A 26,140-nucleotide genomic window follows, 5' to 3' on the forward strand; every position below is an offset into this window, starting at 1 on the left:
ATTATAGCAGCATCGAGGCCGGTTCTTCGATGAATTGCTTGAAAGCCGCCAGGAAGCGCGCGCCGGTGGCGCCGTCGATCACCCGGTGGTCGCAGGACATCGTGACGCTCATGACGGTGGCGATCTCGATCTTGTCGCCGGCGACGACCGCGCGCTTCTCGCCGGCGCCGACCGCCAGAATCGCGGCATGCGGCGGGTTGATGACGGCGGTGAAGTCCTTGATCCCGAACATTCCGAGATTGGAGATCGCGAAGCCGCCGCCTTCGAACTCGGACGGCTTGAGCTTTTTGGTCCGGGCGCGCTCGGCCAGCGATTTCACCTCGTTGGAGATGACGGCGAGGCCCTTTTCCTCGGCGCGGAAGACGATGGGCGTGATGAGGCCGAAATCGAGCGCCACCGCGACGCCGACATCGGCGTGCTTGTGGCGCAGGATCGCGGTGTCGGTCCAACTGGCGTTGACTTCCGGCACGCGCATCAGGGCCAGCGCGCAGGCCTTCACGATGAAGTCGTTCACCGAAAGCTTGAAGCCGTTCTCTTTTGGAGACGTCTCGTTGAGGCGCGCGCGCATCGCCATCAGATTGTCGATGCGGGTGTCGATGGTCAGATAGTAGTGCGGGATGAGAGTCTTCGCCGAAGCGAGGCGGCGCGCGATGGTCTTGCGCATCGCGTCGTGGGGGATTTCGACGTAGTCGTCCGGCTTGAAATAGGCGCGCGCATCGGGGAGCGGTGCGATGCCGGAGATCGGCTGCGCGGCGGCCGGCGGTGCGGCGGCGGGAGCTTTCGCGGCGGGGGCCGCGGCCGGCTTGGCGCCGGGCTGCGCCGCTTCGACGTCGGATTTCACGATGCGGCCGCGCGGACCCGAACCATGGATCGCGGCGAGGTCCACGCCCTTTTGCCCGGCGATCTTGCGGGCGAGCGGCGAGGCGAACAGGCGGGCACCCTCGTCCGGCTTCGGCACCGGTTGCGCCGCCGGTACAGGCGCGACGGGCTTCTGTGCGGGTGCGGAGCCCCCCTCACCCCGGCCCTCTCTCCCGACAGGGGCGAGGGAGACTTTCGGCGCGGGTGGCTTCGCTTCGGCTTTCGGCGCCGCTTCGGTGACGGCGGCCTTGATCGACTGCATCGCGCTCGCGATATCGACCTTGGCATCGGCCTTCTCGCCATCGCCGAGCAAGGTTGCGATAGGCGCGTTGACCTTCACGCCTTCGGTGCCCTCGGGCACGAGCAGCTTGCCGATGCGGCCTTCATCGACGGCTTCGAATTCCATCGTCGCCTTGTCGGTCTCGATCTCGGCCAGGATGTCGCCGGACTTGACGGTGTCGCCTTCCTTGACGAGCCATTTGGCCAACTTTCCTTCTTCCATCGTGGGAGAAAGGGCGGGCATGAGGATTTGGGTCGCCACTAGTTGCTCTCCAGCCGCGCGAGTTCGCCGGCGTTCAGTTCCCAATGCGAGCCGTCGAACTCGGTGGTCATGATGGAGGTGAATTCTTCGGCATCGAGGCAGCGGAAGTTCACGCTGTAGTCGTTGGGATGGCTGCGCGGGACGTAGAACGACTTGATGCCGCAGACCGAACAGAACAGGTGCCGCGCCGCGCCGGTGTTGAAGGTGTAGGTCGTCAGAAGGCTTTCGCCGCGCGTGAGCCTGAAATCCTTCTTCGCGACGATCAGGTGCAGATAGCCGGTCTTCGAACACATCGAGCAATTGCAGTCGACGAGTTCAACCTCCGACGGCGTGCGCACCTCGAAGGCGATGCCGCCGCAATGGCAGCCGCCCTTGTGCCAACTCTTCTTCTGGGCGGTCGCCATCAGAACCTGCCCGCACGTGACGAGGATTCACGCGGAGCCGCGGAGCACGCGGAGTTCATTGTGCTTCTCCGCGCGCTCCGCGGCTCCGCGTGAAAATAAATCTCGGCGCCCGCCGACGCGGGCGCGATGGATAAGCGGGGCAAGCCCGCCCATGACGGAGGGAAGGCAAGCGCGGCATTCATCGATAGCAAACCGCTTTCGCGGCCGCGATCACGTCCTCGACATGCGGCAAAGCGAGCTTTTCGAGATTGGCGGCGTAGGGCATCGGCACGTCCTTGCCCGTGATCTTGGTCGGCGGCGCGTCCAGCCAGTCGAACGCTTCCAGCGCCACCGCGCTCGCGATCTCCGAGCCGATGGAGCAGATCGGCCAGCCCTGCTCCACCGTCACGACGCGGTTGGTCTTCTTGACGGATTCGATCACCGTCGCGGTGTCGAGTGGGCGCAGGGTGCGCAGGTCGATCAGTTCCGCATCGATGCCCTCGGCGGCGAGCTTCTCGGCGGCCTCCAGGATCAGGCCGACGCAGATCGAATGTGCCACCAGCGTCACGTCCTTGCCCTGCTTGATCACGCGGGCCTTGCCGATCGGCAGCACGAAATCGTCGAGCTTGGGCACCGGGAAGGAGCGGCCATAGACGATCTCGTTCTCCAGGAAGATCACCGGATTGGGATCGCGGATCGCGGCCTTGAGCAGGCCCTTGGCGTCGGCGGCGAAGTAAGGCGCGACGACCTTGATGCCGGGGACGTGGGCGTACCAGGAGGAATAATCCTGGCTGTGCTGGGCGCCGACGCGGGCGGCGGGACCGTTCGGGCCTCGGAATACAATAGGGGCGTGCATCTGGCCGCCGGACATGTAGTGCGTCTTGGCCGAGGAATTGACGATCTGGTCGATCGCCTGCATGGCGAAATTCCAGGTCATGAACTCGACGATGGGACGCAGCCCCGCGAAGGCGGCGCCGACGCCGAGGCCGGTGAAGCCGTGCTCGGTGATCGGGGTGTCGATGACGCGGCGGGCGCCGAATTCCTCCAGGAGGCCCTGGCTGACCTTGTAGGCGCCCTGATATTGCGCGACCTCCTCGCCCATCAGGAAGACGCTGTCGTCGCGGCGCATCTCTTCGGCCATGGCGTCGCGCAGGGCCTCGCGCACCGTCATGGTCACCATCTCGGTGCCTTCGGGAATTTCGGGATCGGAGAGCGCGGCGGGCGCCTCGACCTTGGGCGCGGCGGGCGTGGCGTTCACCACCTTTTCGGCCTCGCGCTTGGACGCGGACGGCGCGGCGGGCGCCGCGGTGGCGGCGGGTGCGGATTTTTCCTCGTTGTCGCCGAGCAGCGTGGCGATGGGCGCATTGACCTTCACGCCTTCGGTGCCTTCGGGGACGAGGAGTTCGCCGATCTTGCCTTCATCGACGGCCTCGAACTCCATCGTCGCCTTGTCGGTCTCGATCTCGGCCAGGATGTCGCCGGACTTGACCGTGTCGCCCGCCTTGACGAGCCATTTGGCGAGTTTGCCCTCTTCCATGGTCGGAGAAAGGGCGGGCATCAGGATTTGAACGCTCATGCCAGCACGTCCGTGTAGAGCTCGGACGGATCGGGCTCGGGGCTTTCGGTGGCGTATTCGGCGGCGGTGTTCACGATCCCGCGGATGTCCTTGTCGATCGCCTTCAGATCGTCCTCGGTGGCGAGCTTGTCGGCGATCAGCCTCTGGCCGAGATGGTCGATCGGATCGCGCTTCTCGCGCACCTCGGTGACTTCCTCGCGGGTACGGTATTTGGCGGGATCGGACATCGAATGGCCGCGATAGCGGTAGGTCTTCATCTCCAGGATGATTGGGCCCTTGCCCGAGCGGCACCAGTCGATCGCATCGGCCGCGGCGGCGTTCACCGCCGTGACGTCCATGCCGTCGACCTGGCGGCCTTCGATGTTGAACGAGGCGCCGCGCTTGAAGAAATGCGTCTCGGCGCTGGAGCGCTCGACGCTGGTGCCCATGGCGTACTGGTTGTTCTCGATCACATAGACGACGGGCAGCTTCCACAGCTCGGCCATGTTGAAGGATTCGTAGACCTGGCCCTGGTTGGCGGCGCCGTCGCCGAAATAGGTCACGGTGACCTGGCCGTTGTTGCGGTACTTGTTGGCGAAGGCGAGGCCGGTGCCGAGCGGGACCTGGGCGCCGACGATGCCGTGGCCGCCGAAGAAATTCTTCTCGGCGGAGAACATGTGCATCGAGCCGCCCTTGCCTTTGGAATAGCCGGTCGAGCGGCCGGTCAGCTCGGCCATGACGTGCCTGGGGTCCATGCCGCAGGCCAGCATGTGGCCGTGGTCGCGATAGGCGGTGATGACCTGGTCGCCCGTCTTCTGCGCCGCCTGGACGCCGACCACGACCGCTTCCTGGCCGATATAGAGGTGGCAGAAGCCGCCGATCAGGCCCATGCCGTAGAGCTGGCCGGCCTTCTCCTCGAACCGCCGGATCAGCAGCATGTCGCGGTAGAACTGCTTCAGGGACGCCGAATTCGAACCCGGACCGGCGTCCGGGACAGCGGTCTCGGCGGCCATTTTGGGCGGATTCATGCTGCTCGCGGGGGCATGGCGTTTCCCATGGGTTTTGGCAAGCGCGGCCCCGCATTGCAAGCGGTGACGGTTTGTCAGGCGCTTAGTGCGCCGAGCGCGGGACCGCAACCTGGTTGGGGGCGCCGAACATGAGCTGTCCGCGTGCCAGTTCCTCGACCAGGTCGGGGTCGGCGGCGCCGGGCCGCATCAGGGCGATGCGATGCTCCAGGCGAAGGCGGTCGCCCCGCGCCCGGGAGAGAAGTTGCTGCTGGACGCCGAGCCGGGCCTGCACGTCGGACAGCGCCAGCATGCCGCGCTCGCCCCAGACCGCGTAGTAGCCGAAATAGGCGACCACGGCGCAGCTGACCGCCGGCAGGATGGACAGGGTGAAGGCGCGTGTGACGCTGCGCTTGATTCGCATGGGTATGACCGAATCACGGACCGATTCGCCGGGTCAAGGAGTTTTTCGTTAAAGGCGCAATCGCGGGCGTTAAGATTCGGTCCGCGGCCCGTCCATCCCGGTTTCGCGCGGCAGGTCGGCCGGCGACATCGCGTCGATCATCTCGACCAGCCGCGCCTTCATCGCCGCTTCGTGCGCGGCGCGCTCGGCATCATTGGCGAAGCGCGTCAGCGGGACGCGAAAAATTTCTTCGGCGAGCAGGCGCGGCAGGAGCGCCTTGACGGCGTGGCATCCCTTGGGCGGCTCGATGAAGATGCCGATATGGAGCGAGCGGCCCGGCCCGTTCTCGCAATGGTGCCAATAGCCCGCCGGCAGGAACAGAAGATCGCCGGGCGCGAGGGTCTCGTCGAACAGCGGCGCGCCCGCGGGCGGCGACTGCTCGGGCATGCCGCCGACCGGAAAGTCCACCGGCGGGCCATGGATCCGCCAGCGCTTGCTGCCTGCCACCTGGAGGATGAGGAGATCCTGCGGATCGTAGTGCAGCGCGAAGGCGCCGCCCGTGCCGGTCGTCGCGATGGCGCCGGCGTAGACTTCCTCCGCGATCCGCCGCGCGATGTCCGCGCACAGGACGCCGAGCGCCGGCACCTGCAGGTCGAGCCGCGATGCGATCAGGCTGGCGCCGCTGTCCAGCAGCTTGGCGAGATTGGCGGCGTCGACCTTGCCATCCTTGGCGTAGAAGGCCGGCGCCACCGTGCGCTCCTTCAGCGTCACGCGCAGGCTATCGGGTGCCAAGGCACCGCTTGCGACGAGGTCGAGCAGCGCGGGCCAGTCAAGCAGACCGTCGAACCGCGCCTTGTCGGTGCCGCGCTGCAAGGACAGCGTGCGCGTGCGCAGGAAATCGCGGAACTCCGTCTCCCCGAGCGGCGCGAACAGTTCCTGCAGGGAGGACATCATGGTCGCCACTCGGCCGCCGCCAGGCGCAGCCTAGCACGCGGCAAGGGGCATTTCACGCGGCGGTCAGACCGGCGTCTTCAGCACGCTGCGGCCGGCATAGACGGCCTGGTCGCCGAGCAGTTCCTCGATGCGCAGGAGCTGATTGTATTTCGCCAGGCGGTCCGAACGCGCCAGCGAGCCGGTCTTGATCTGCCCGCAATTCGTCGCCACGGCGAGGTCGGCGATGGTGGAATCCTCGGTCTCGCCGGAGCGGTGGGACATCACGGCGCGATAGGCGGCGCGCTGCGCGGTCTCCACCGCGTCGAGCGTTTCGGTCAGCGAGCCGATCTGGTTGACCTTGATCAGGATCGCGTTGGCGACGCCCTTCTTGATGCCCTCGACCAGGCGTTTGGTGTTGGTGACGAAGAGATCGTCGCCGACGAGCTGGACCTTGTTGCCGATCGCCTGGGTGATGCCGGCCCAGCCGTCCCAATCGTCTTCCGCCATGCCGTCTTCAATGGAGACGATGGGATAGCGGGCGCTGAGATCGGCATAGACCTTGACCATCTGGTCGGGCGTGAGCGTCTTGCCCTCGCCTTCCAGCACGTACTTTCCGTCCTTGAAGAATTCCGTCGAGGCGGGATCGAGCGCGAGGTAGATGTCCTCGCCGGGGCGATAGCCGGCCTTCTCGATGGATTTCATGATGAAGCTGAGCGCTTCGTCGGCGCTCTTGAGGTTGGGCGCGAAGCCGCCCTCGTCGCCGACATTGGTGTTGTGGCCGGCGTCGTGCAGCGCCTTCTTCAGCGTGTGGAAGACTTCCGCGCCCATGCGCAGCGCCTCGCGGAAGCTCGGCGCGCCGACCGGCATGATCATGAATTCCTGGAAGTCGATCGGATTGTCGGCGTGGACGCCGCCATTGACGATGTTCATCATCGGCACCGGCAGCACCTGCGCCTTGGCGCCGCCGACATAGCGGTAGAGCGGCAGGTTCGCGGCCTCGGCCGCGGCCTTGGCGACCGCGAGCGAGACGCCGAGTATCGCATTGGCGCCGAGCCGCGCCTTGTTCGGCGTTCCATCCAGCGTACACATCAGCTTGTCGAGGCGGACCTGGTCCTCGGCCTCCATGCCGCAGAGTGTGTCGAAAATTTCACCGTTCACCGCGGCAACCGCTTTTTCGACGCCCTTGCCGCCATAGCGCTTGCCGCCGTCGCGAAGTTCCACCGCTTCATGCGCGCCGGTCGAGGCGCCGGACGGCACCGCGGCGCGGCCGAAAGAGCCGTCTTCCAGCCTGACATCGACCTCCACGGTCGGATTGCCGCGGCTGTCGAGAATCTCGCGGCCGGTGATGTCGATGATCGCTGTCATGTTTGCCCCGTCCTGGAAAACCGAAGTCCGGTCCGTTTAAGGGATGGACCGCGCGCCAGCAAGCGTGCGACGGAGAGCGCCGTCCGGCGCGTTGAAGCGCCGCCCCCCAACGGAGTTCCTCCATGTCAGTTTCCCGATTTACCACGCTTGCCTTTGCCGCCGCCCTGCTCGGCTCGACCGCCGCCCTCGCCGATCCGTCGGCCACCCCGCCGGCCGGCGGCGGCATGATGATGAGCGGCCATGGCGGCATGATGCACGGCATGTTCACGCCGGAGGAACGCATGATGCTGTTCGCCGACGGCGCCAAGGCGACGGCCGGCATGACCGACGACCAGAAGCACGCCTATCGCCAGCAGCAGCGCGAGCGGTTCATGGCCATGTCCGACGACGACCGCGCCAAGACGAAGGCCGATCTCGACAAGCGCTGGGCGGCGCTGACGCCGGCCCAGCAGGCCGACATCAAGGCCAAGGTCGACGCCTTCATGGCCGCCCGCATGGGCGGCATGGGCGGCGGAACATCCGGCCAGGGCCAGTAACGAGGCCGGCGCGAATCCTGTAGGCTCGGCGTCCAGATCTCCCGCGCGTCCCGCGCGGGAGACATGCCTCAGGGGCCAAACGCCATGCACGTCACTCACGCCGAGCTGCTCAGCGCGGCCGTCACCATCCTGTCGATCCTGTTCCTGGCCTATGCCGGCGTGAACGTGTCGCGGATGCGCAACGCGTACAACGTCGCCGCGCCCGCCGTCACCGGCCATCCGAAATTCGAATGCGCCTATCGCGTGCAGGTCAACACGCTCGAACAGTTCGTGATGTTCCTGCCGCTCTTGTGGCTGGCGACCGCCTATTTTCAGCCTTTGCCCTGGCTGCCGGCGGCGTTCGGGCTGGTGTGGGTCATCGGCCGCGTCCTCTACCTGCAGGGCTACATGACGGCGCCGGACAAGCGCGAGACGGGCTTCGTGGTCACGGTGGTGGGGACGGTGGGCCTGCTGATCCTGTCGATCTGGGGCATCGTGAACGCGTGGATCGCGGTAAGCGCGATCTAATTCACGCGCGGGCGCTTGGCGATGCGGTCGATCTCGACGAGGTCGGCGAGCAGGTCCGGCACGTCCTTCAGCCACAGCATGTTCGCGGCGTCGGAGATGCCGCGGCGCGCCGCGTCGTCCGGATCGTTGTGCGTCTCGATGAAGACGGCCGCGACGCCGCAGGCCACGGCGGCGCGCGCGATATAGGGCGCCATCTCGCGCTCGCCGCCGGATTTGTCGCCCTGCCCGCCCGGCTGCTGCACGGCATGCGTCGCGTCGATCACGACGGGGGCACCGAACTTCGCCATCTTGGGCAAGGACGTCATGTCGACGACGAGCGTGTTGTAGCCGAAGCTGACGCCGCGCTCGGTCACCAGCACGTTGTTGTTGCCCCCTTCCATCACCTTGGCGATGGCGTTCTTCATGTCCCAGGGCGCGAGGAACTGGCCCTTCTTGACGTTGACCACCTTGCCGGTCGCGGCGGCGGCCAGGATCAGATCGGTCTGGCGCGAGAGGAAGGCCGGAATCTGCAGCACGTCCACCACCGGCGCCATGATCGCGCATTGCTCGCGTTCGTGGATGTCGGTCAGCACCGGAAGGCCGAGCTCGGAGCGCAGGTCGGCGAAGACCTGGAGCGATTTCTCGAGCCCCAGGCCGCGCTTGCCGCTCGTGCTGGTGCGGTTGGCCTTGTCGAAGCTGGTCTTGTAGATCAGCCCGAGGCCGGCCTTGGCCGCCATCTCCTTCAGCGCATGCGCCATCTCGAAGGCGTGTTCGCGACTCTCGAGCTGGCAGGGACCGGCAATGAGCGCGAGCTTGCGCGCGTTTCCGACCTCGACATTGCCGACTTTGACGACGGGATTGGGCTGGGCCATGCGGCGATCCTATGGACGACGATGCCGCAGTTTACAAGCTTTCGGCGCGCTTACGGAACCGTGTAGCGCAGCGCGCTGACGCCGGCGAGCGGCGCGAGGATGTCGAGGACGTCCCAGAACGTCGTGGAATCGATGCGCACCACGTCGCCCGGGCCGACCGCCGTGGCGTCGGTCGCGGCGAGGCGGCGCTCCTCGCTGTCGCCCTGATGGCGGACATAGATCACGCTTTTCACCGCCTTGGGCGTGTAGCCGCCAGCCAGCGCGATCGCGCTCGATGCGGTCATGCCGTTGGCGAAAGGATATTCGCCGGGCTTGAGCACTTCGCCGACGATGTAGAACGGGCGGTAGGTCGTGATCTCGACCGCGACCTTGGGATCGTTGAGATAGCCTTGCGACAGCGCCGCGGCGATGCCGCCCTCGACCTCGTGCGCGGTGAGTCCGCCGGCCTTGATCTGGCCGATCAGCGGCAGGCGGATGACGCCGGTGGCGTCGACCTGGAAATCGCCGCTGAGGTCCGCCTGGTCGTAGACCGTGACATGGACCTTGTCGCCGCTGCCCAGGCGATAATCCGCGCCGCCATAGGCCGCCGACGCGTCGGCGGCGGCCGGCGCCATGCCCGCCAGCAGGACGGCGATGCCGAACGCCAGCGCGCCGAGGGCGCGTCGGGCGCGTCGAAGGAAGTGGACCGCTTGGAACATGGCGGCAGTTTACGGGACTGTTCTTTCCGAAACCCTACGGTTTTAGCGACGCGGTAAACCAGTGGTTAAGGCAAAGCCGCCGGCGGGGCCGAAATTCACACTTTGCCGCCGGCCGATTTCCGGCCCGGCGGGCACGCGCTTGGCGCCGACGCGGCCTCTAGGAGAGCAGGTAGAAGACGCCCGCCGACATCGCCACGGTCGCGGGGAGCGTCAGGACCCAGGCCGTCGCGATCTGCCAGAGCGTCGCCGATTGCACGCCGGCGCCCGATCCCACCATCGTGCCGGCGATGCCGCCGGTGATGACATGCGTCGTGCTCACCGGATAGCCGGTGACGCCGGCAAAGCCGATCAGCGCGGCGCCGACCAGCTCCGCCGCGGCGCCCTGCGCCGGCACCAGATGCTGCTTGCCGAGGCGCTCGCCGAAGGTCGTCACGATGCGGCGATAGCCGACCATGGTGCCGATGCCCAGGCACACCGCGCTCATGATGCGGACCCACCAGGGCGCGTATTCGATGGCCTTCATCAGGTCGCCATGGATCGCCTTGGCCCGCGCCTTGTCGGCGGACGAGATCGACCCCGCTTCGCTCGCCGTCCGCATCTCGGCCAGGACCTGGTTGAGGGCGTTGCGCATGGCTTGGCGCTGCGGCCCCGGGATCGCCTCGGCGGTCGGATAGCGCGTGAAGGTATCGCCGATATGCCGGGCGGCGGCGGCGCCCGCCGTCTTGCGGTCGTCGCCATAGCGCTGGATGAGGCTGACCGCGGCGGGCATCTCGTGCGCGGCCTGTGCCGCCTGGGCGGCGGTCATGCCGAGGTTCAGGGCGTAGTCCGTCGGCATCAGCCCGATGATGGTGAGCATGATGAGACCGATGCTCTTCTGGCCGTCATTGGTGCCGTGCGCCAGCGAAACCCCGGTGCAGGTAAGGATCAAAAGGCCGCGCATCCAGGCGACGGGCGGCTTGTCGCCCACGGGCGGCTCGTAGAGACGGTGGTCGCGGATGAGGAAGGCGATGAGGCGGTACAGCAGCAGAGCCAGCACGAAACCGAGCACGGGCGAGACCAGCAGCGACAGCAGCACGCTCCACACCTGCGCCCAGTCGACGCCGTCCTGCAGGCCGCGGCCATGGGCGAGCGAGGTTTCGACCGCGATGCCCACCAATCCGCCGATCAGGGCATGGGAGCTGGAATTGGGGATGCCGAACCACCAGGTGCCGATATTCCAGAGGAGCGCCGACACGAACAGCGCCGTCAGCATGCCGGCCGCGATGCCGCCGCCGGGCGGCGACAGGACCTCCGGCGGGATGAGCTCGACCAGCGCATAGGCGACGGCGATGCCGCCGATCAGCACGCCGAGGAAATTCATGGTGCCGGACAGGACGACCGCGACGGCCGGCTTCAGCGTGTTGGTATAGATGACGGTCGCCACCGCGTTGGCGGTGTCGTGAAAGCCGTTGGAGAACTCGAAGACCAGAACGAGGATGAGGCTGGCGGACAGGATGACGAGCGCGAGGGGGGAACCTTGGGTCAGGGTGGAGAGCATACGGACGCCTCGAATACGGGGAATTCTTTTCGAGGCAGTGCGCGACAGTTTTGTGACAGCCGGTCTTGTCCGCGCGGTCGTCAACGGCATTCTCGTCGGGCTCGTCGCCGCCAATGCGTGGCCGCTGCCTTTGATTGAGCGCGGGTGTCCGATCTCGGAGACGGGGATGGACCAGGCGTTTTATGTCGCGCGCGGCGTGTTCGCGGCGGTGCCGATCGTTCTGCTCATCGCTGTGGCGCGGCTGCGGCGATCGCTGACGGTTTGACCTGCTTCAACGCAGAAGTCTGAAGCCATCCAGTCGGGCCGCCTTTCGGTCGAACGTCGCCGTGGCCGAACAACCAGCGCGACGGTTGATTTCGACCACCAGCGCATCCGCGAAGTCGGCGCGATGGCGGGAAAAACTTGCCAGCGCCGTTCTGATGGCGGGCTCGTGCTCGAATCCGATGTCGTCGACGCTCAAAAGCCGAGCCACGGCAGCGGAAATCGCTTCGCGACCAAATCCGTATACACTCTCAAGAACCCATATCGCTTCCGCGAGCACGATGGACGCGATTTGACCCGGCTGTTCCGCCGAGCATTCCCGCACGATCAGCTGGCGGGCTTTGCGCGTCTGTTCCCCTTCGTCAACGATGAAGGCACGAATGAGGACGTTGGTATCCAGACCGATCACTTCCGCCGTCCGAGTGATCGGTCGTAGCGTTCCACTGCCCTCTGACGAATGGCCTCTTTTATCTGCTCATTCGTTAAGTGCGTGCCGCGGGGCGGCTTGCCGAGAATTCCGAACAAGTCCTGGATGCTCCCACGTTTGGGGGCGATAATGGCTCTTCCGTCTTCCATGCGTGCCTCCAGCTTCTGTCCCGCAAAAACGCGCAGTTCCTCGCGCATGCCTTTGGGCAGCGTGACCTGCCCCTTATCGCTGACCAACATCTCGTAAACCGGCGCCGACCTGGCGACGCGATAACGCGTCTCGCGTCCCTCGCGCGTCTTGGACACCGTTGCGCCCCGGGATTCCAGTCGCTTCAGGACATTGTACTGCGGCCCACCAGTAGCCGCGATCAGCTCGCGCATGGTCGCGCCTTCCGGCCGGGTCAACAGCCGCTCAGCGAGCTTCGCACCGGAGATACCATCTTCCATTACAATTATTCCTACTTTTCGGTAGTAGTATACTTCCAATAATTTATACACGCAACCAAAACAGGATTGTCCGGCGCCTCAAAAGGTGGCGAAATGCCCGAAACCGCCCGACCTATTCGAAATTGACTTTGCTAGTCCATTGGACTAGTCTAACAGCATGGTCGATCCGCTTGTGTCGGTGGTCGAGATCGACGAATTTATCGCCGCCACGCGGAAACTGATGAGCGAGGCGGATCGGGCCGCATTGGTGGATTATTTGGCCGGCAATCCCTTGGCCGGCGATTTGATCGCCGGAACGGGCGGCGTGCGAAAGCTGCGCTGGGCCCTGGAAGGTCGTGGCAGGCGCGTGATCTATTTCTTTCACAGCGAAAAACTGCCGCTGTTTATTTTCACGATGTACGCGAAAAACGTTCGAAGCGACTTGAGCGACGCGGACAGGAACGAACTGAAGACGATCACCAAGTCGATCGTCGAGAGCTACAGAAAGGGCGTGCGATGAGCAGTTCGATTTCGAAGAGCATATTGCGCGGTGCGCGCCAGGCGCTCGCCATCGCGAAGGGCGAGGCCGATCCCCGCTCGTATCGCGTTCACATTCCGCACGAGATCGACGTACGCCGAATCCGCGCCAAGCTCGGAATGACGCAGGCGCAGTTTGCCAAGGAGTTCGGGTTCAGTGTGGATACGCTACGCCATTGGGAGCAAGGCCGGCGCATGCCCGATGGCGCCGCGCGGGCCTATCTCAAGGTGATCGACCATGCACCGAAGGCGGTGGCGAAGGCGCTGAAAGCGGCGTGATCAGTTTCTGTTCAGCCCCATTTCACGACTCTGCAATTTCTGCTTCCAGCGCGATTCCATCGCCAGGATTTCGACTTCCGTTGCCGAACTTCCAGCCACCTCAAGAATCGATACTTGATAATCGCTGGGATCGCGCGATCTGAGCGCGACATTCCCTCCATGGCCGGTCCGCGAATAGTTCTGCCACCGCTGCCAGAACCCCTCTTTTCCGGTTACCGAACCTACGTATTGCTCTCGGGTTTTCGGACAAGTCAGAAGATAAATGCCGCAAGACGATTTCAGGACGGAAGTCCAACCCTGAGGCAGCGCCGCAATCTTGGACAGCGGTTCCATAAAGTTTAGAAAGCCAGGAAAGGGATCTTCCTCGAACTTTAATCGCAATTCGGTGATCTTCTTGTTTTGGTTGTCGGCCCGCTGAACCCATGCGCGCATACCCTCTCCCCAATCGATGAAAAGCCTGCCGTCGAATTCGGCAAATTTTTCATCCACACGAAGATTATACATGTCATAGCCGCCAGCGGGGTCGAGAGTGCCAGTGTGGGGACTGACCCGCTCATGATCGAGAACGCCTTGATAGCTTGCATCATAGACGCCAACGAACATCGTCTTACCGTCGGGCAGCCCCACGAATGATGCCCACTTCGAAGCGCGCGTGAACCTCGAGCGACCATCGAATCCCTGATGGGACTGGTAGTCTTCGAACGCCGGACGGTCATCCCGCCACAATTCATAGGGCGAACGCCCCTTCGTTGCCCGAGCGTCTTTATGACGGATTAGAATGACATTGCTCAGCTCAAGCGATGCTTCGGCCAAAAGCGAATTGAACATAATGGGCATTGGTAATCCCCAAGCTATGCCATTGCGCGGGAAAGACTACCTCTGCCAAAGAATCACACCAACCTACTCTTCGCCACCGCCGCCGCCACGAAGCTGGTGAACAGCGGGTGCGGTTCGAGGGGGCGGGACTTCAGTTCGGGGTGGAATTGCACGCCGATGAACCAGGGGTGATCCGGAAATTCCATGATTTCGGGAAGCCTCCCGTCCGGCGACCAGCCGCTCACCTTGAAGCCCTTCTCGCCCAACAGCTTGGCGTATTCTGTATTCACTTCGTAGCGGTGGCGGTGACGCTCGCTGATCTCGGTGGCGCCGCCATAGACTTCCGACACGCGGCTGCCCGGCGTCAGCACCGCCGTGTAGGCGCCCAGACGCATCGTACCGCCCATGTCGCCGTCGGCACTGCGCGTCTCTTTCCGATTGCCCTTCACCCATTCGGTCATCAGCCCGATGACGGGATGCTTGGGATGGCCGATCTCGGTGGTGCCGGCGCCTTCCAGGCCCGCGAGGTCGCGCGCCGCCTCGATCACCGCCATGTGCAGCCCGTAGCAGATGCCGAAGAACGGCACCTTGCGCTCGCGGGCGAATTTCACCGCGTGGATCTTGCCTTCGGTGCCGCGCTCGCCGAAGCCGCCCGGCACCAGGATGCCGTTGACGTTCTCCAGGAAAGCCGGCGCGTCGGGGCGCTCGAAGATCTCGCTGTCGATCCAGTCGAGATGGACCTTCACATTGTTGGCGATGCCGCCATGGACCAGCGCCTCGCTGAGCGATTTGTAGCTGTCCTTGACCTGCATGTACTTGCCGACGATGGCGATGCGCACCTCGCCTTCCGGGTTCTTCACCCGATCGACGACCTGCTGCCAGCGCGCGAGATCCGGCTCCGGTGCGTCGTCGATGCCGAACACCTTGAGAAGCTGGGTGTCGAGCCCGGCCTGGTGATAGGCCATGGGCACGCGATAGATCGTGTCGAGATCGAGCGCGGGGATGACGCGCTCCGTCGGTACGTTGCAGAACTGGCCGATCTTGCGGCGCTCGTCGTCCGGGATCGGATGGCTGGCGCGGCACATCAGGATGTCCGGCTGGATGCCGATGGCGCGCAGCTCCTTGACCGAATGCTGGGTCGGCTTGGTCTTGAGTTCGCCCGCCGCCTCGATATAGGGCACCAGGGTGAGGTGCACGAACGCGGTCTGGCGGTCGGGCAGGTCGTTGTGGAGCTGGCGGATCGCCTCGAAGAACGGCAGGCCCTCGATGTCGCCGACCGTGCCACCGATCTCGACCAGCAGGAAATCGAGGCCCTCGATGCCGTCGAGCACGAATTCCTTGATCATGTCGGTGACGTGCGGGATCACCTGCACGGTGCGGCCGAGATAGCCGCCGCGCCGCTCCTTCTCGATCACCTGCTGGTAAATGCGGCCGGAAGTGATGTTGTCCGACTTCAACGCCGACACGCCGGTGAAGCGCTCGTAATGGCCGAGGTCGAGGTCGGTCTCCGCCCCGTCGTCGGTGACGTAGACTTCGCCGTGCTGGAATGGCGACATGGTCCCCGGATCGACGTTGAGATAGGGGTCGAGTTTCCGCAAACGGACTTTGTACCCGCGAGCCTGAAGAACGGCTCCGAGTGCGGCGGACGCAAGACCTTTTCCCAAGGAAGAGACCACGCCGCCGGTGATGAAGATCAACCGCGCCATGGGAGTCCACCATAAGCAGGTCGCGCGGAATCCCTCAAGCGAAAATATCGGCGATTCGACGCACGGGATTTTGCCATGGAAACAGGGCGTTGGGTGTGCCGCGGCGGCACGCCGATCTCCCCATCGCGGAAGGGCGATGGCGCGGCGCAACGGGGCGATTCGAAATGCGGCGCAACAGCGATAAACTTTGATGCAAACCGGCTTGGGCTCCCGCCGGGCGCGGACTAACCTCCGCGTTTTCCGGGGGGATGCGAGGCGGATGCGTTGGCTTGCGGCGATCATCGCGGCTTTGACGTGGTTGCCCGCCATGGCGGCGGCCGCCGCGGATCCGTCGCTCTATGTCGTGCGCTACGACCGCTGGTCGGACGCGGACGAACGCGGCTGGCGCGACTTCATCGCCACGCTGGGCGCCGCCGATTGCCGGACCGTCGATGCGTGCCTGCACGATCCCGCCAACCCGTTCCGCGCCAGCGATCCGCCGGGAACGGTGTTCACGTCCGACTGCTCCGACCTGCCCTATCTGCTGCGGTTCTACTATGCGTGGAAGCGCGGCCTGCCGTTTTCCTATGAGGACGAAATCGCGCCGATCGGGGCCGCGGCGGACGAGCGCTACAGTCCGAATGGCAACCGCGTGGTGTCGCGGCGCACGGTGCCGAGCGGCACGCTGAGCGCCATGACGGCCATCGCCCAGATCGAGGACGCGATATCGACCGCCAGCTACCGCATCCATCCCGAGGTCGACGGACCGGTGGCGCCGGATTTCTATTCGCCGGCGCTCGACCCGGCGTCGATCCGGCCCGGAACGATCCTCTACGATCCGAACGGCCATGTCGCGATCGTCTACCGGGTCGATGCCAAGGGCCGGGTGTTCTACATGGACGCCCATCCCGACCATTCGGTCACCCATGTGTTCTACGATCTGCGCTTCACCCGCGCCGTGCCGGGCGCCGGCGCCGGTTTCAAGAACTGGCGGCCGCAAGTGCTGGTCGGCGCGACGCGGCAGGCGGACGGATCGCTGGCCGGCGGCCATGCCGAGATGGCGCGCAATGCGCAGATCGCGGATTTCTCGACCGAGCAGTTCTTCGGCACCGGGGCGCGGCCGGCCGATGCCGACTGGGCGTCGGGGACCTTCGTGCTGAATGGCGAGACGCTGGACTATTACGACTATATCCGCGCCAGGCTGGCGGGCGGCAAGCTGGCGTTCGATCCGCTCGCCGAGGTGCACGACATGGTGCTCTCCAACTGTTCCGACCTGCACTATCGCGAACAGGCGGTGGAGGTGGCGCTGGCGGCCGGGCTGCAGAACCGCGCCGAGCCGGGGCGGCTGCCGCCCAACATCTACGGCACGACGGGCGACTGGGAGGTCTATTCCACGCCGTCGCGCGATGCGCGGCTGAAGACCGCGTTCAAGGAATTGCGCGACACGGTCGAGCGCTTCGTCACGATGTACGAGACCGGCGACAAGCATCTGAGCTATGCCGGCAACGACCTGGTCGGCGACCTGATCGCGACCTACCGGCGCGATAGCGAGGCTTGCCGCGTGGACTATGCGCGCAGCGACGGCTCGCGCATCGGCTTCGGCTATGAGGAGGCGCGACGGCGGCTGTTCGCGATGTCGTTCGATCCCTATGCCTGCGTCGAGCGGCGCTGGGGCGCCACGGCCGACGACGAACTCGCCACCTGCCGCGATGGCGACATGAAACGGGCGTGGTACGCGGCGGAGCAGACGCTGCGCAACCAGATCGACCGCACCTATGGCGCGCGGATGGACTTCACGCTGGCCGAGTTGGGCGAGCCGGGCCCCGGCAAGGGCGTCGCGGCGGCGCCGGATACCGATGTGCTCGCCTATCTCAATACCAAGCGCGGCACGATGCGCGGCTTTGGCGACGCGTATTGGCAGAGCGGTCCTTAGCGGACTCGACATTTGTTTTATTTGGATATTGTAGTCCAATCTCCAAGTTACTTTAACTATACTTGTATTCATGATATGTTGACTCCGAATTATGGGAGGGACATTTCGATGAAGCCGGGAAATATTGCCAATTTCTGCCTTTACTTGGTTGCCTCGACACTGCTTGCCACGGAGTTGGCGCCGAGTTCGGCTCAGCCCGTCGCGCCCGGCGGCCCGGCCAGACCGCCGGTTTACAAGGTGGGCGGTACGCTCACCGCGCCGGTGCCGGCGCGAGAGTCCGGCATCCCGCGCGAGAAATTGCCGGGCGCGAAATTCGTCACGCTCGAGCAGTGGACCAGGATGCGCGAAATCCCGCGCACGGGCCTTTACATCGTGGATAGCGAGAACGTGCCCAACGGACTGCCGGAAGATCTACGCGACGCCGGCTTCCGCCTGGCGCCGGACGGCCTGCTACGGGACGCCAAAGGACAGTTGAAAGCCCTCTTCGTCGTGGCGCGCCTCTACCAGGGCGGGATCGGCAAGCAGGGCGCGCTGGGCCGCGGATTCGAGAAATTCGCGCAAGCGGCGCTGGGCATGGTGGTGACGCCGGCCCATGCCGGCAATCCCTTCCGCTTCGCCTGCTGGAGTCACGCGTTCTGGCTCGAATACAGCAACGGCTTCTGCCGCTGGCAAAAGCTGCACTCGGTGGCCGACGCCTTCGGCCCCAATATCGGCGGTACCTGTTCGGGGCAGCTTCCGCATACCAAGATCACCAGCATCGAGGTGCGCGCTTCGATCGGCGGGATCAATGCCGGGCAGACCTGCGCCAATGCCAGCAGCTGCTCGACGCAGGCGGAATGGGACATCGGTTGCTTCTGGCCGGCTTACGGGAGCAGCTCGCTGACCAATTTCGCGAGCCTGGTCGATCACGATCCGGCGCACGGCAATCCGCGCGGCGAAGCGTCGGTAAGCTGGTTCCATTAGGCGGCGCCTGGCGCGGCTCCGCACCGTGTTTTAATGCGGCGTCGGCAGCGCGGGCTTGGCCGGGGCGGCGGGGAACAGCGGCTTGGAAGCGGGCGGCGGCGCGGCCGGCGCTTCGAGGAACGACTTCTCGTCGCGGCCATGCAGCGCGAGCACGTTCAGGCCCAGGCAGGTGATGAAGAAGAGCGCGCCCAGAAGCGTCGTGGCGCGGGTCAGCGTGTCGGCGGCGCCGCGCGGCGAGAACAGGCCGCCCAGGCCCGAGCCGCCGCCGCCCATGCCGAGCGCCCCGCCCTCCGAGCGCTGCAGCAGCACGGTGACGATCAGCGCCACGGCGACCAGGAGCTCGATGGCGATCAGAATAGCTTGCACGGGACCTCTCCCAGACGGCCTCGAATAGCGGAGCGACAGGCCACCAAAATGACTACAGGGGCGCTCAATAGACGAAAGAGCGGCCGGAGGGAAGCGGCGAACGCACCCGGGCGAATTGCCAATCAACGCAACAGCATAGCGCCGGCGCTTTCTTTCAGCGGTGGAGCGGGGAGTTCATCGTCTGCTGACCGGCGGAGGCCGGCGGGGACGCGCGCGGCGCGCCCAGGCGGAAGGCGACATTGGTGATCCACCAGGCGCCGAAGGGCACGCCATGCCGGGCGGCCGGGCTGTAGCGCCAACGGGCGATGCCGGCGAGCGCCGAGGCATCGAGCGGGCAATAGCCGCTGGAATGGATGAGCCGGGCCGCGCCCACGCCGCCGTCCGGCTCGACGAAAACCTCGACCAACACGTCGCCATGCATGCCGACGAGCTGTTCGCCCCAGCTATAGTCGAGCGGATGATCGACGACATGCGGCGCGACGATCCCCTGCCGGGCGTCGCCCAGGACCGGCGGCACGCGCGGCCATACCGGCGGACAGGGCGCGGCCAACTGGCCCATGACGATGCCGTATTCGAGATAGACGCCGATGGCGATGCCGGACAGCATCAGCGCCGCCGCGCCGATCAGGCGCGCGCGCAGGCTGAATCGCGGCGGAGCTGCCAGATTCGGATCGGACATGACTTCCCCCGCGCCCAGCGTGGCGGAAAAGCGGCGCAAACGCACGGGAAATCGAAGGCAAGGCCGATCGTCTCTACCGCGCCGCGGCCGCGGCGGCCTGCGTGCGGGTGCGGGCGCGGATGATCGCCACGGTGGCGTCGATCTCGGTCAGGATGTCGGTCGTGCTCTTCTCGGCATGGAAGACATGGTTGAGGCTGAGCGCGGCATGGCCGAGCAGATGCATCGCGGCGTTGCGGTCGACGCCGGCCTGCAGGCCCTCGACGGCGGCCGACACGGAGTCGCACCAGTCGACCGCGGCCTCCAGTTCGGTGTCGCGGCAGCGCCGCGCGATGCCCTTGGTCAGGGTCGCGATCTTCTCCAGCTCGGACTTGTCGGAGGCGGCGCCGGGAATGTGCTCCTGCATCAGCCGCCACAGGATGGATATCTGGAAGGCGTCGCGCCGCAGCTTCTGCGAATTCAGCATTTCGCGCGCGGCCCGCAGTTCGGCGTCGAGGCGCAGCGCCGTCTCTTCCGGCGTCAGGCGGTCCTTCGCCTTCATCCTCAGCGAGTTCGGCGGATCGAACAGCTCCGCCGTCGAGGGCCGCGCCGTGTCCTTGCGCCGGTCCGGGCCGACGTAATCGGTGGTGACGACGAAGCGCTTGCGGCGTTCGACATGGCTGGCGATGCGCTGCCCCAGGAGCGCGGTCGAGAACGGGCGCAGCAACAGATCGTCGGCGCCGGAATCGACGACGCGCGAGACGAGAGCCGCCGACTTCTCCCAGGCGGTGACGATGACGACGATGAACGGATTGAAGGCGCCGGCGCCCTGGCGCAGCTCCTGGACGACGTGGCAAAGCTGGCTGTCCAGGCCCTGGCATTCGCACAGCGCCAGATCCGGCGGGCGGCGGCGGATCGCGTTGGCGAACCCTTCGAGGCTGCTGACGGTCTCGATCCGGCGGAAGCCGAGCGTATAGAGCGCCGTGCGCGTCGCGGTGCGGTTCGCGGCGACCGGGTCGTAGATCAGGGTTTCCGTCGTGTCGTACGAAAGCCGGCCCACGCGCCAAATCCGTTTCAAACGGGTAACTAATGCCACGCGCGGGGTTAAGGAACGGTGGGAAAACCGGGTTAAGAGCCGTCCCGCGAAGCCGCTACAATTGTAAGGAAATCGGCGGCCTTGAGGCTGGCGCCGCCGACCAGCGCGCCGCCGACGTCGTCCAGCGCCAGGATTTCGCGGGCGTTCGAGGGCTTCACCGAGCCGCCATAGAGAATGCGCAAGGGCTTCCCCAGGCAGGCGCGGATATGGGCGTGCATCTGGGCGATGTCGGGCGTGGTCGGGGTCTTGCCGGTGCCGATGGCCCAGACCGGCTCATAGGCGACGGCGGTGTTTTGCGGCGTCGCGCCGTCCGGCACGCTGCCGGCGAGCTGGGACTTGCAGATGTCGGTGGCGCGGCCGGCGTCGCGCTCCGCTTCGGTTTCGCCGATGCAGATCACGGCGAGGAGGCCTGCCCGCCATGCGGCCCGGGCCTTGGCGGCGACGGCGGCGTCGGTCTCGCCGTGATACTGGCGGCGCTCCGAATGGCCGACGATGACGGCGGATGCGCCTGCGTCCTTCAGCATCTCGGCGCTGATATCGCCGGTGAAGGCGCCCGAGGCCTCGGCATGGCAATCCTGGCCGCCGATCGCGATGCCCGAACCCAGCGCCGCGGCGCGCGCCACCAGGGTCGCCGGCGGGCAGATCAGCACGTCGCAATGCGGCGGAGCGGCTTTCAGCGCGGCGGCCAAAGCCTCGATCTCGCCCAGCGCGGCGGCGAGACCGTTCATCTTCCAGTTTCCGGCGATCAGCTGACGCATCTTGTCCTCAACGCAGAATCTCCACCAGCAATACCCAGGCGTTCAGCACCGTGGCAATCAGGGCGGCGATGATCCCCGGCACCATCCAATAGAGCGCGGCATCGCTGCCGAGATAAAGCAGCACACCCGACACGACGATCGGCACGCTCGAAAGCTGCGCCAGGAGGACGCGGGGGATGAGATTGCGCGGGTCGACGCCCCGGCTCCGCGCGCCGCGGACGCCGAGTTGCAGCCGCACCGGCACCAGCCACATCACCGCGCCGGTCAGGCCGATCTCGATGGCGAGCGCGAGCGGCGGCTGGCCGGGCACCAGCGCAAAGCTCGACGCCACCAGCGCGCCGGTCGGCAGGATGAGAGTCTCGACCGCGCGGCCCGGCAGCACCGGATCGGCCAGGATGCGGGCGAGATTGATCGAGATCGCGACCATCACGAGTCCCGCCAGGGCGGCGGCGGCGCCCACTTCCGCCGCGAAAAATCCCGTCCAATCGGCCATCCGCCGCGCCTTGCCCTCGCCTCCCCCCCTCCCTATCATCCGCCGCTTTTCGCCGCCAACACCCTTAAACCACCGGATTGTTCATGCTTCAGGAAATGCGCAAATACGCGAAGTCTTGGGTCTCCTCGATCTTCCTGGGGGCACTGGCGCTCAGCTTCGCGGTCTGGGGCATCGCCGACATCTTCAAGGGCACGCCGGACAGCGATGTGTTCACCCTGGGATCGACCACCGTTCCGGTCGAGGCCTTCCAGCAGGAATATCGCGACGCGCTGCGCGGCGCCGGCGTGGCGTTGCCGCCCGACCAGGCCAAGGCGATGGCACAGCATGTGATCGATACGATGGCGCTGCGCACCGCGCTCGACGTGCTGACCCAGCGGCTCGGCCTGACCGTCGGCGACGCGCGGCTGCAGCAGCAGATCCAGGCGATCGGCGCGTTCAGCGGACCCCTCGGCACCTTCGATCACGCCAAATTCGTCGCCGTGCTCGCCCAGCACGGCTATAGCGAGGCGTCGTTCGTGGCGCGCTCGCGCCAGGACGCCTCGCGCGCCCAGCTCATCCGCGCCGTCGAGGGCGGCTTCGCGCTGCCGGCCGACTATGCGCGCGCCATCTTCGCCTATATCGACGAGATGCGGGCGGTCCAGTACATCGCGCTGACCGACGCGCAGGCCGGCACGGTGCCGCCGCCGAGCGACGCGGTGCTGGCCGCCTATGTCAAGGCGCATCCCGACATCTTCAGCACGCCGGAATACCGCGCCGCGAGCTATGCCGGCATCACGGTCGGCGAACTGGCGCCCGCGATGGTCCCGACCGCGAAGCAAATCCAGGACGAGATCGACTCCAACCGGGCGAAATACATCAAGCCCGAGAAGCGCGAACTGGAGCAGATCAAATTCGCCTCCGAGGCGGACGCCAAGGCGGCGAAGGACGCGCTCGACCACGGCAAGACCTTCGACCAGCTCGCGGCGGAGCGGAAGCTGCAGCCCGGCGACTACAAGCTGGGCGAGGTCGTGCAGGCCGATCTCGACGCGGCGCGCGCCGCGCCGTTCTTCGCGCTGGCGCCGGGCGGCGTGAGCGCGCCGGTCAAGAGCACCTTCGGCTGGGTGCTGATGCATGTCGGCAAGATCACGCCCGGCAGCTCGACCAGTCCCGGCGAGATCAAGGCGATCGTCCAGAAGGAATTGGCGCAGGCCAAGATCGTCGACATGGCCAACGTCTATACCGACGCGGTCGCCGGCGGCGCCGGCATCCAGGAGGCGGCGCAGAAGGCCGGCATGCACTACGTCCATGTCGCGGCCATCGATCCCCAGGGCCTGGCGCCCGACGGCGGCGCGGCGCTCAGCCCCGCCAATCCCGAACTGGTCGCGGCGATCTTCAAGGCGGAGGTCGGCGAGGATGGCGATCCGTTCTCGACCCAGGACGGATCGAGCTTCGCGATCCGCGTCGACGGCGTCACGCCGCCCAAGCTCAAGCCGCTGGACGCGGTGCGGGCGCAGGCGGCGGCGCGCTGGACGGCCGAGCAGAAGGCGCGGCTGCTGCAGGCCAAGGCGGCGGCGCTCGCGGCCCGCGCCAACCAGGAAGGCTCGCTCGCCGGCGTCGCGGCCTTAATCGGCGCGCCGATCCAGTCGAGCCCGGCGCTCGACCGCGGCACCAATACCGGCTTGTTCTCGGCGCCGGTCACGGCGGCGATCTTCAAGGCGGCGCCGGGCGCGACCGTCGCCGTGCCGGTGGACCTGAAGACCTTCGTCGTGGCGCGCGTCTCGGGGATCGTCCATCCGGTGCCGCCGGCGAACGATTTGCGCTATGTGCAGGGCGCCAGCCAGTTCAGCAACGAGGTGGCGTCCGACGTCACGCTCACGCTCGCCAAGGCGATCCAGAAGAAGGAAGGCCTCAGCATCAACCAGAAGCTGGTCGACAACACGGTCGGCAATTCGGGATCGGGTCAGTGAGCGATCGATGGCGATACATCCGGACTTTCCCGCCTTCGCGGCCGCTTACGACGACGGGCGCGCCCAGGTTCTCTATACCCGCCTGATCGCCGATCTGGAGACGCCGGTCTCGGCGTTCCTCAAGCTCGGCGAGGGCCGCGACAACGCCTTCCTGCTGGAGAGCGTGCAGGGCGGCGAGGCGCGCGGGCGCTATTCGATCATCGGGCTGAAGCCGGACGTGATCTGGCGCTGCCGCGACGGCGCCTGCGAGATCAACCGCAACGCGCGCGCGACGCCGGACACATTCGAGCCCGACGCGCTGGCCGGCGATCCCATCGCCAGCCTGCGCGCGCTGATCGCGCAGTGCCAGATGGCGCTGCCCGACGGCGTGCCGCCGATGGCGGTGGGGCTGTACGGCTATCTCGGCTACGACATGGTGCGGCTGATCGAGAAGCTGCCCAAGGTGCCGCCCGATCCGCTCGGGCTGCCCGACGCGATCCTGCTGCGTCCCACCATCACCGCGATCTTCGACACGGTGCGCGACGAGATCCTGATCACCACGCCGGTATGGCCGCGGAAGGGCATCGACGCGCGCGCGGCCTACGCGCAGGCGGCGGAGCGCTTGCAGGATACGATCGGCGATCTGGAGCGCCCTGCCCCGGCCTCGCCGCCGGTGCCGGAGGATCTGCCGGCGATCTCGGCGATCGATTCCAACACGACGCATGAGGCGTATCTGAAGATCGTCGAGCGGGCGAAGGAATATATCCGCGCCGGCGACGTGTTCCAGGTGGTGCCGAGCCAGCGCTTCCGCCGGCCCTTCACGCTGCCGCCCTTTTCGCTCTACCGCGCGCTGCGCCGGCTCAATCCGTCGCCCTTCCTCTACAATCTGGCGTTCCCCGGCTTCTCCATCGTGGGATCGAGTCCGGAAATCCTGGTGCGGCTGCGCGACGGCGTCGTCACCATCCGTCCCATCGCCGGCACGCGCCCGCGCGGCAAGACGGCGGCGGAGGACGCGGCGCTGGCCGAGGAATTGAAAAGCGATCCCAAGGAACGCGCCGAGCATCTGATGCTCGTCGATCTCGGCCGCAACGATGTCGGCCGGGTGGCGAAGACCGGCGAGGTGAAAGTCACCGACAGCTTCTTCATCGAGCGCTACAGCCATGTGATGCATTTGGTGTCGAACGTCGAGGGCAATATCCGCGGCGGGCTCGACGCGGTGGACGCACTGGCCGCCGGGCTGCCGGCGGGCACGCTGTCGGGCGCGCCGAAGATCCGCGCCATGGAGCTGATCGACGAATTCGAGACCGAGAAGCGCGGCGCGGTCTATGCCGGCGCGGTCGGCTATTTCGCGGCGGACGGCTCGATGGATACCTGCATCGTGCTGCGCACCGCGCTGGTGAAGGACGGGGTGATGTACGTCCAGGCCGGCGGCGGCGTGGTGGCCGACAGCGTGCCGGAGGCCGAATACCAGGAGACCGTCAACAAGGCGAAGGCGCTGATGATGGCGGCGGAGGAAGCGGTGCGCTTCGCGACGGCGGGCAAGCGGGGGCAGTGAGCCGCTTGTTTGCTACGGCGCCACCGGCGACTGCAGGATGGAGTCGGCGACGCGGTCGATGGGATCCTGCGGCACCTGGATCAGGCCGCCGCGCGGTTCGTCGAGCTCGACGATGAGGCTGATGATGAGCGCCGCGGCGACGAAGAGGCCGGCCGACGCGAAGCGGTGGCGATGCGCGCCGACCGCCAGCCCATAGCCCGTCGTCGCCGCCGAAATGACGGCGACCACCACCAGCGTCCAAAGCACCGCCGGCGGCACCACGGCGTCGAGCGCGGCGCGCCGCGCCGAGGGCAGATCGAACATGCCGTTCGTCGCCTGTAATATGGGTGTCGTCAGGGCGGAGCTTCCCGGCGCCCGCAGCGCCGCCGAGGTTTCCGACCAGATGCGCTGCTGCAATGCCTCCGCCCGGCGGTCGGCGGCATCGAGCGCGGCCCTGGTCATGCCCACCGAGGCCATGCTGCGCCGCTCGCGGACATAATCGCGCAGCAGCGTGTCCAGATGCCCGCGGAACGGCTGATCGAGCAATTGATCGCGCAGCCAGACGGTCGAAATGGCGCTGGCCTCGTCCACCACCAGATTGCGCCGGATTTCGTAGCGGTCGAGCGACAGGGCCAGGGTGAAGCCCATCAGCAGGCTGAGAAGCCCCAGCGAGGCGCCCACGATATAGCCGGCGCCGGTGGACCCGCCCGCCTCGGCGTGCTTCAGCCTGTGATAGGCGAACCAGCCGCCCTCCATGCTCAGGAGGAAGACCGCCGCCAGGACGATGGCGATGGCCCAGCTCGGCAGGTCGATCAT

Annotated in this window: 29 protein-coding genes; 9 read left to right on the forward strand and 20 right to left on the reverse strand. The window is 66.3% G+C overall.

The features are described 5' to 3' along the window. Position 1: 1 nt before the first annotated feature. The 7 genes from WDM86_19085 to eno form a co-directional block, all read right to left on the reverse strand. Positions 2-1,381, reverse strand: coding sequence for a pyruvate dehydrogenase complex dihydrolipoamide acetyltransferase (locus WDM86_19085; GenBank protein MEI9992129.1), 1,380 nt, complete (start codon positions 1,379-1,381; stop codon positions 2-4). Positions 1,382-1,398: 17 nt separating this feature from the next. Next, positions 1,399-1,803, reverse strand: a complete 405-nt coding sequence (locus WDM86_19090) for a GFA family protein (GenBank protein MEI9992130.1) — start codon at positions 1,801-1,803, stop codon at positions 1,399-1,401. A 178-nt stretch (positions 1,804-1,981) separates the two neighbouring features. Then, a complete protein-coding gene (locus tag WDM86_19095; GenBank protein MEI9992131.1) occupies positions 1,982-3,358 on the reverse strand; it encodes a pyruvate dehydrogenase complex E1 component subunit beta in 1,377 nt (458 codons plus the stop codon). After that, positions 3,355-4,365 (reverse strand): pyruvate dehydrogenase (acetyl-transferring) E1 component subunit alpha, encoded by a 1,011-nt coding sequence (gene pdhA / locus WDM86_19100; protein ID MEI9992132.1) that lies wholly within the window; start codon positions 4,363-4,365, stop codon positions 3,355-3,357. Before pdhA ends, WDM86_19095 begins: the two co-directional genes overlap by 4 nt. Before the next feature lie 82 nt (positions 4,366-4,447). Beyond that, complete coding sequence (locus WDM86_19105; protein MEI9992133.1) at positions 4,448-4,765, reverse strand: septum formation initiator family protein; 318 nt, start codon at positions 4,763-4,765, stop codon at positions 4,448-4,450. Positions 4,766-4,834: 69 nt separating this feature from the next. Continuing rightward, complete coding sequence (locus WDM86_19110; protein ID MEI9992134.1) at positions 4,835-5,698, reverse strand: cupin domain-containing protein; 864 nt, start codon at positions 5,696-5,698, stop codon at positions 4,835-4,837. A gap of 63 nt (positions 5,699-5,761) precedes the next feature. Further along, positions 5,762-7,042, reverse strand: coding sequence for a phosphopyruvate hydratase (eno, locus tag WDM86_19115; GenBank protein ID MEI9992135.1), 1,281 nt, complete (start codon positions 7,040-7,042; stop codon positions 5,762-5,764). Positions 7,043-7,164: 122 nt separating this feature from the next. Here eno and WDM86_19120 point away from each other — a divergent pair, with 122 nt between their 5' ends. Together WDM86_19120 and WDM86_19125 are read left to right on the forward strand one after the other, a co-directional pair. Then, positions 7,165-7,578 carry a hypothetical protein gene (locus tag WDM86_19120; protein MEI9992136.1) on the forward strand — a complete coding sequence of 138 codons (414 nt, stop codon included), beginning with the start codon at positions 7,165-7,167 and terminating at the stop codon, positions 7,576-7,578. A gap of 84 nt (positions 7,579-7,662) precedes the next feature. Then, a complete protein-coding gene (locus tag WDM86_19125) occupies positions 7,663-8,085 on the forward strand; it encodes an MAPEG family protein (protein MEI9992137.1) in 423 nt (140 codons plus the stop codon). On the opposite strand, the gene kdsA is transcribed toward WDM86_19125, so the two are convergent. The 3 genes from kdsA to WDM86_19140 form a co-directional block, all read right to left on the reverse strand. Next, complete coding sequence (kdsA, locus tag WDM86_19130; GenBank protein ID MEI9992138.1) at positions 8,082-8,936, reverse strand: 3-deoxy-8-phosphooctulonate synthase; 855 nt, start codon at positions 8,934-8,936, stop codon at positions 8,082-8,084. The two genes, WDM86_19125 and kdsA, sit on opposite strands and share 4 nt — an antisense overlap. 50 nt (positions 8,937-8,986) lie before the next feature. Continuing rightward, on the reverse strand, positions 8,987-9,634 hold the full coding sequence (locus WDM86_19135) for a polysaccharide biosynthesis/export family protein (GenBank protein ID MEI9992139.1): 648 nt from the start codon (positions 9,632-9,634) through the stop codon (positions 8,987-8,989). 157 nt (positions 9,635-9,791) lie between these two features. Next, positions 9,792-11,171: an inorganic phosphate transporter gene (locus WDM86_19140; GenBank protein MEI9992140.1), complete on the reverse strand. Its 1,380-nt coding sequence runs from the start codon at positions 11,169-11,171 to the stop codon at positions 9,792-9,794. 37 nt (positions 11,172-11,208) lie between these two features. Between WDM86_19140 and WDM86_19145 the strand changes: the two genes are divergently transcribed. Next, positions 11,209-11,436, forward strand: a complete 228-nt coding sequence (locus tag WDM86_19145) for a hypothetical protein (protein MEI9992141.1) — start codon at positions 11,209-11,211, stop codon at positions 11,434-11,436. Positions 11,437-11,442: 6 nt separating this feature from the next. Here WDM86_19145 and WDM86_19150 read toward each other — a convergent pair whose 3' ends face one another. Next, on the reverse strand, positions 11,443-11,841 hold the full coding sequence (locus tag WDM86_19150; protein ID MEI9992142.1) for a type II toxin-antitoxin system VapC family toxin: 399 nt from the start codon (positions 11,839-11,841) through the stop codon (positions 11,443-11,445). Beyond that, positions 11,838-12,305, reverse strand: a complete 468-nt coding sequence (locus WDM86_19155; protein ID MEI9992143.1) for an AbrB/MazE/SpoVT family DNA-binding domain-containing protein — start codon at positions 12,303-12,305, stop codon at positions 11,838-11,840. Before WDM86_19155 ends, WDM86_19150 begins: the two co-directional genes overlap by 4 nt. 157 nt (positions 12,306-12,462) lie before the next feature. Here WDM86_19155 and WDM86_19160 point away from each other — a divergent pair, with 157 nt between their 5' ends. Together WDM86_19160 and WDM86_19165 are read left to right on the forward strand one after the other, a co-directional pair. Continuing rightward, positions 12,463-12,804, forward strand: a complete 342-nt coding sequence (locus WDM86_19160; GenBank protein ID MEI9992144.1) for a hypothetical protein — start codon at positions 12,463-12,465, stop codon at positions 12,802-12,804. A gap of 23 nt (positions 12,805-12,827) precedes the next feature. Then, positions 12,828-13,100 (forward strand): helix-turn-helix domain-containing protein, encoded by a 273-nt coding sequence (locus tag WDM86_19165; protein ID MEI9992145.1) that lies wholly within the window; start codon positions 12,828-12,830, stop codon positions 13,098-13,100. Here WDM86_19165 and WDM86_19170 read toward each other — a convergent pair whose 3' ends face one another. Continuing rightward, entirely contained in the window at positions 13,101-13,937 is an 837-nt protein-coding gene (locus tag WDM86_19170) for a GIY-YIG nuclease family protein (protein MEI9992146.1), read from the reverse strand. It abuts the gene before it with no gap. Between the two features lie 53 nt (positions 13,938-13,990). Continuing rightward, entirely contained in the window at positions 13,991-15,622 is a 1,632-nt protein-coding gene (locus tag WDM86_19175; protein MEI9992147.1) for a CTP synthase, read from the reverse strand. A gap of 259 nt (positions 15,623-15,881) precedes the next feature. Between WDM86_19175 and WDM86_19180 the strand changes: the two genes are divergently transcribed. Both WDM86_19180 and WDM86_19185 read left to right on the forward strand, forming a co-directional pair. Then, a complete protein-coding gene (locus tag WDM86_19180; protein ID MEI9992148.1) occupies positions 15,882-17,534 on the forward strand; it encodes a hypothetical protein in 1,653 nt (550 codons plus the stop codon). A gap of 237 nt (positions 17,535-17,771) precedes the next feature. Next, a complete protein-coding gene (locus WDM86_19185) occupies positions 17,772-18,497 on the forward strand; it encodes a hypothetical protein (protein ID MEI9992149.1) in 726 nt (241 codons plus the stop codon). Between the two features lie 30 nt (positions 18,498-18,527). On the opposite strand, the gene secG is transcribed toward WDM86_19185, so the two are convergent. From secG to WDM86_19210, 5 genes are all read right to left on the reverse strand, one after another. Continuing rightward, on the reverse strand, positions 18,528-18,863 hold the full coding sequence (gene secG, locus WDM86_19190) for a preprotein translocase subunit SecG (protein ID MEI9992150.1): 336 nt from the start codon (positions 18,861-18,863) through the stop codon (positions 18,528-18,530). Positions 18,864-19,017: 154 nt separating this feature from the next. Beyond that, positions 19,018-19,542 (reverse strand): energy transducer TonB, encoded by a 525-nt coding sequence (locus WDM86_19195; protein ID MEI9992151.1) that lies wholly within the window; start codon positions 19,540-19,542, stop codon positions 19,018-19,020. 73 nt (positions 19,543-19,615) lie between these two features. Next, the gene (locus WDM86_19200) at positions 19,616-20,578 is read right to left on the reverse strand and encodes a hypothetical protein (GenBank protein MEI9992152.1); all 963 of its coding nucleotides are present in this window, start codon (positions 20,576-20,578) and stop codon (positions 19,616-19,618) included. A gap of 68 nt (positions 20,579-20,646) precedes the next feature. Then, positions 20,647-21,372 (reverse strand): triose-phosphate isomerase, encoded by a 726-nt coding sequence (tpiA, locus tag WDM86_19205; GenBank protein MEI9992153.1) that lies wholly within the window; start codon positions 21,370-21,372, stop codon positions 20,647-20,649. A gap of 7 nt (positions 21,373-21,379) precedes the next feature. Then, complete coding sequence (locus tag WDM86_19210; protein MEI9992154.1) at positions 21,380-21,865, reverse strand: hypothetical protein; 486 nt, start codon at positions 21,863-21,865, stop codon at positions 21,380-21,382. Positions 21,866-21,948: 83 nt separating this feature from the next. Here WDM86_19210 and WDM86_19215 point away from each other — a divergent pair, with 83 nt between their 5' ends. Continuing rightward, a complete protein-coding gene (locus tag WDM86_19215) occupies positions 21,949-23,811 on the forward strand; it encodes a SurA N-terminal domain-containing protein (GenBank protein ID MEI9992155.1) in 1,863 nt (620 codons plus the stop codon). Between the two features lie 7 nt (positions 23,812-23,818). Then, positions 23,819-25,345 carry an anthranilate synthase component I gene (trpE, locus tag WDM86_19220; GenBank protein ID MEI9992156.1) on the forward strand — a complete coding sequence of 509 codons (1,527 nt, stop codon included), beginning with the start codon at positions 23,819-23,821 and terminating at the stop codon, positions 25,343-25,345. Between the two features lie 12 nt (positions 25,346-25,357). Here trpE and WDM86_19225 read toward each other — a convergent pair whose 3' ends face one another. Continuing rightward, positions 25,358-26,140, reverse strand: coding sequence for a hypothetical protein (locus WDM86_19225; protein MEI9992157.1), 783 nt, complete (start codon positions 26,138-26,140; stop codon positions 25,358-25,360).

The sequence above is a fragment of the Rhizomicrobium sp. genome (assembly GCA_037200045.1).
In the GTDB taxonomy this organism is placed as follows: Bacteria; Pseudomonadota; Alphaproteobacteria; order Micropepsales; family Micropepsaceae; genus Rhizomicrobium.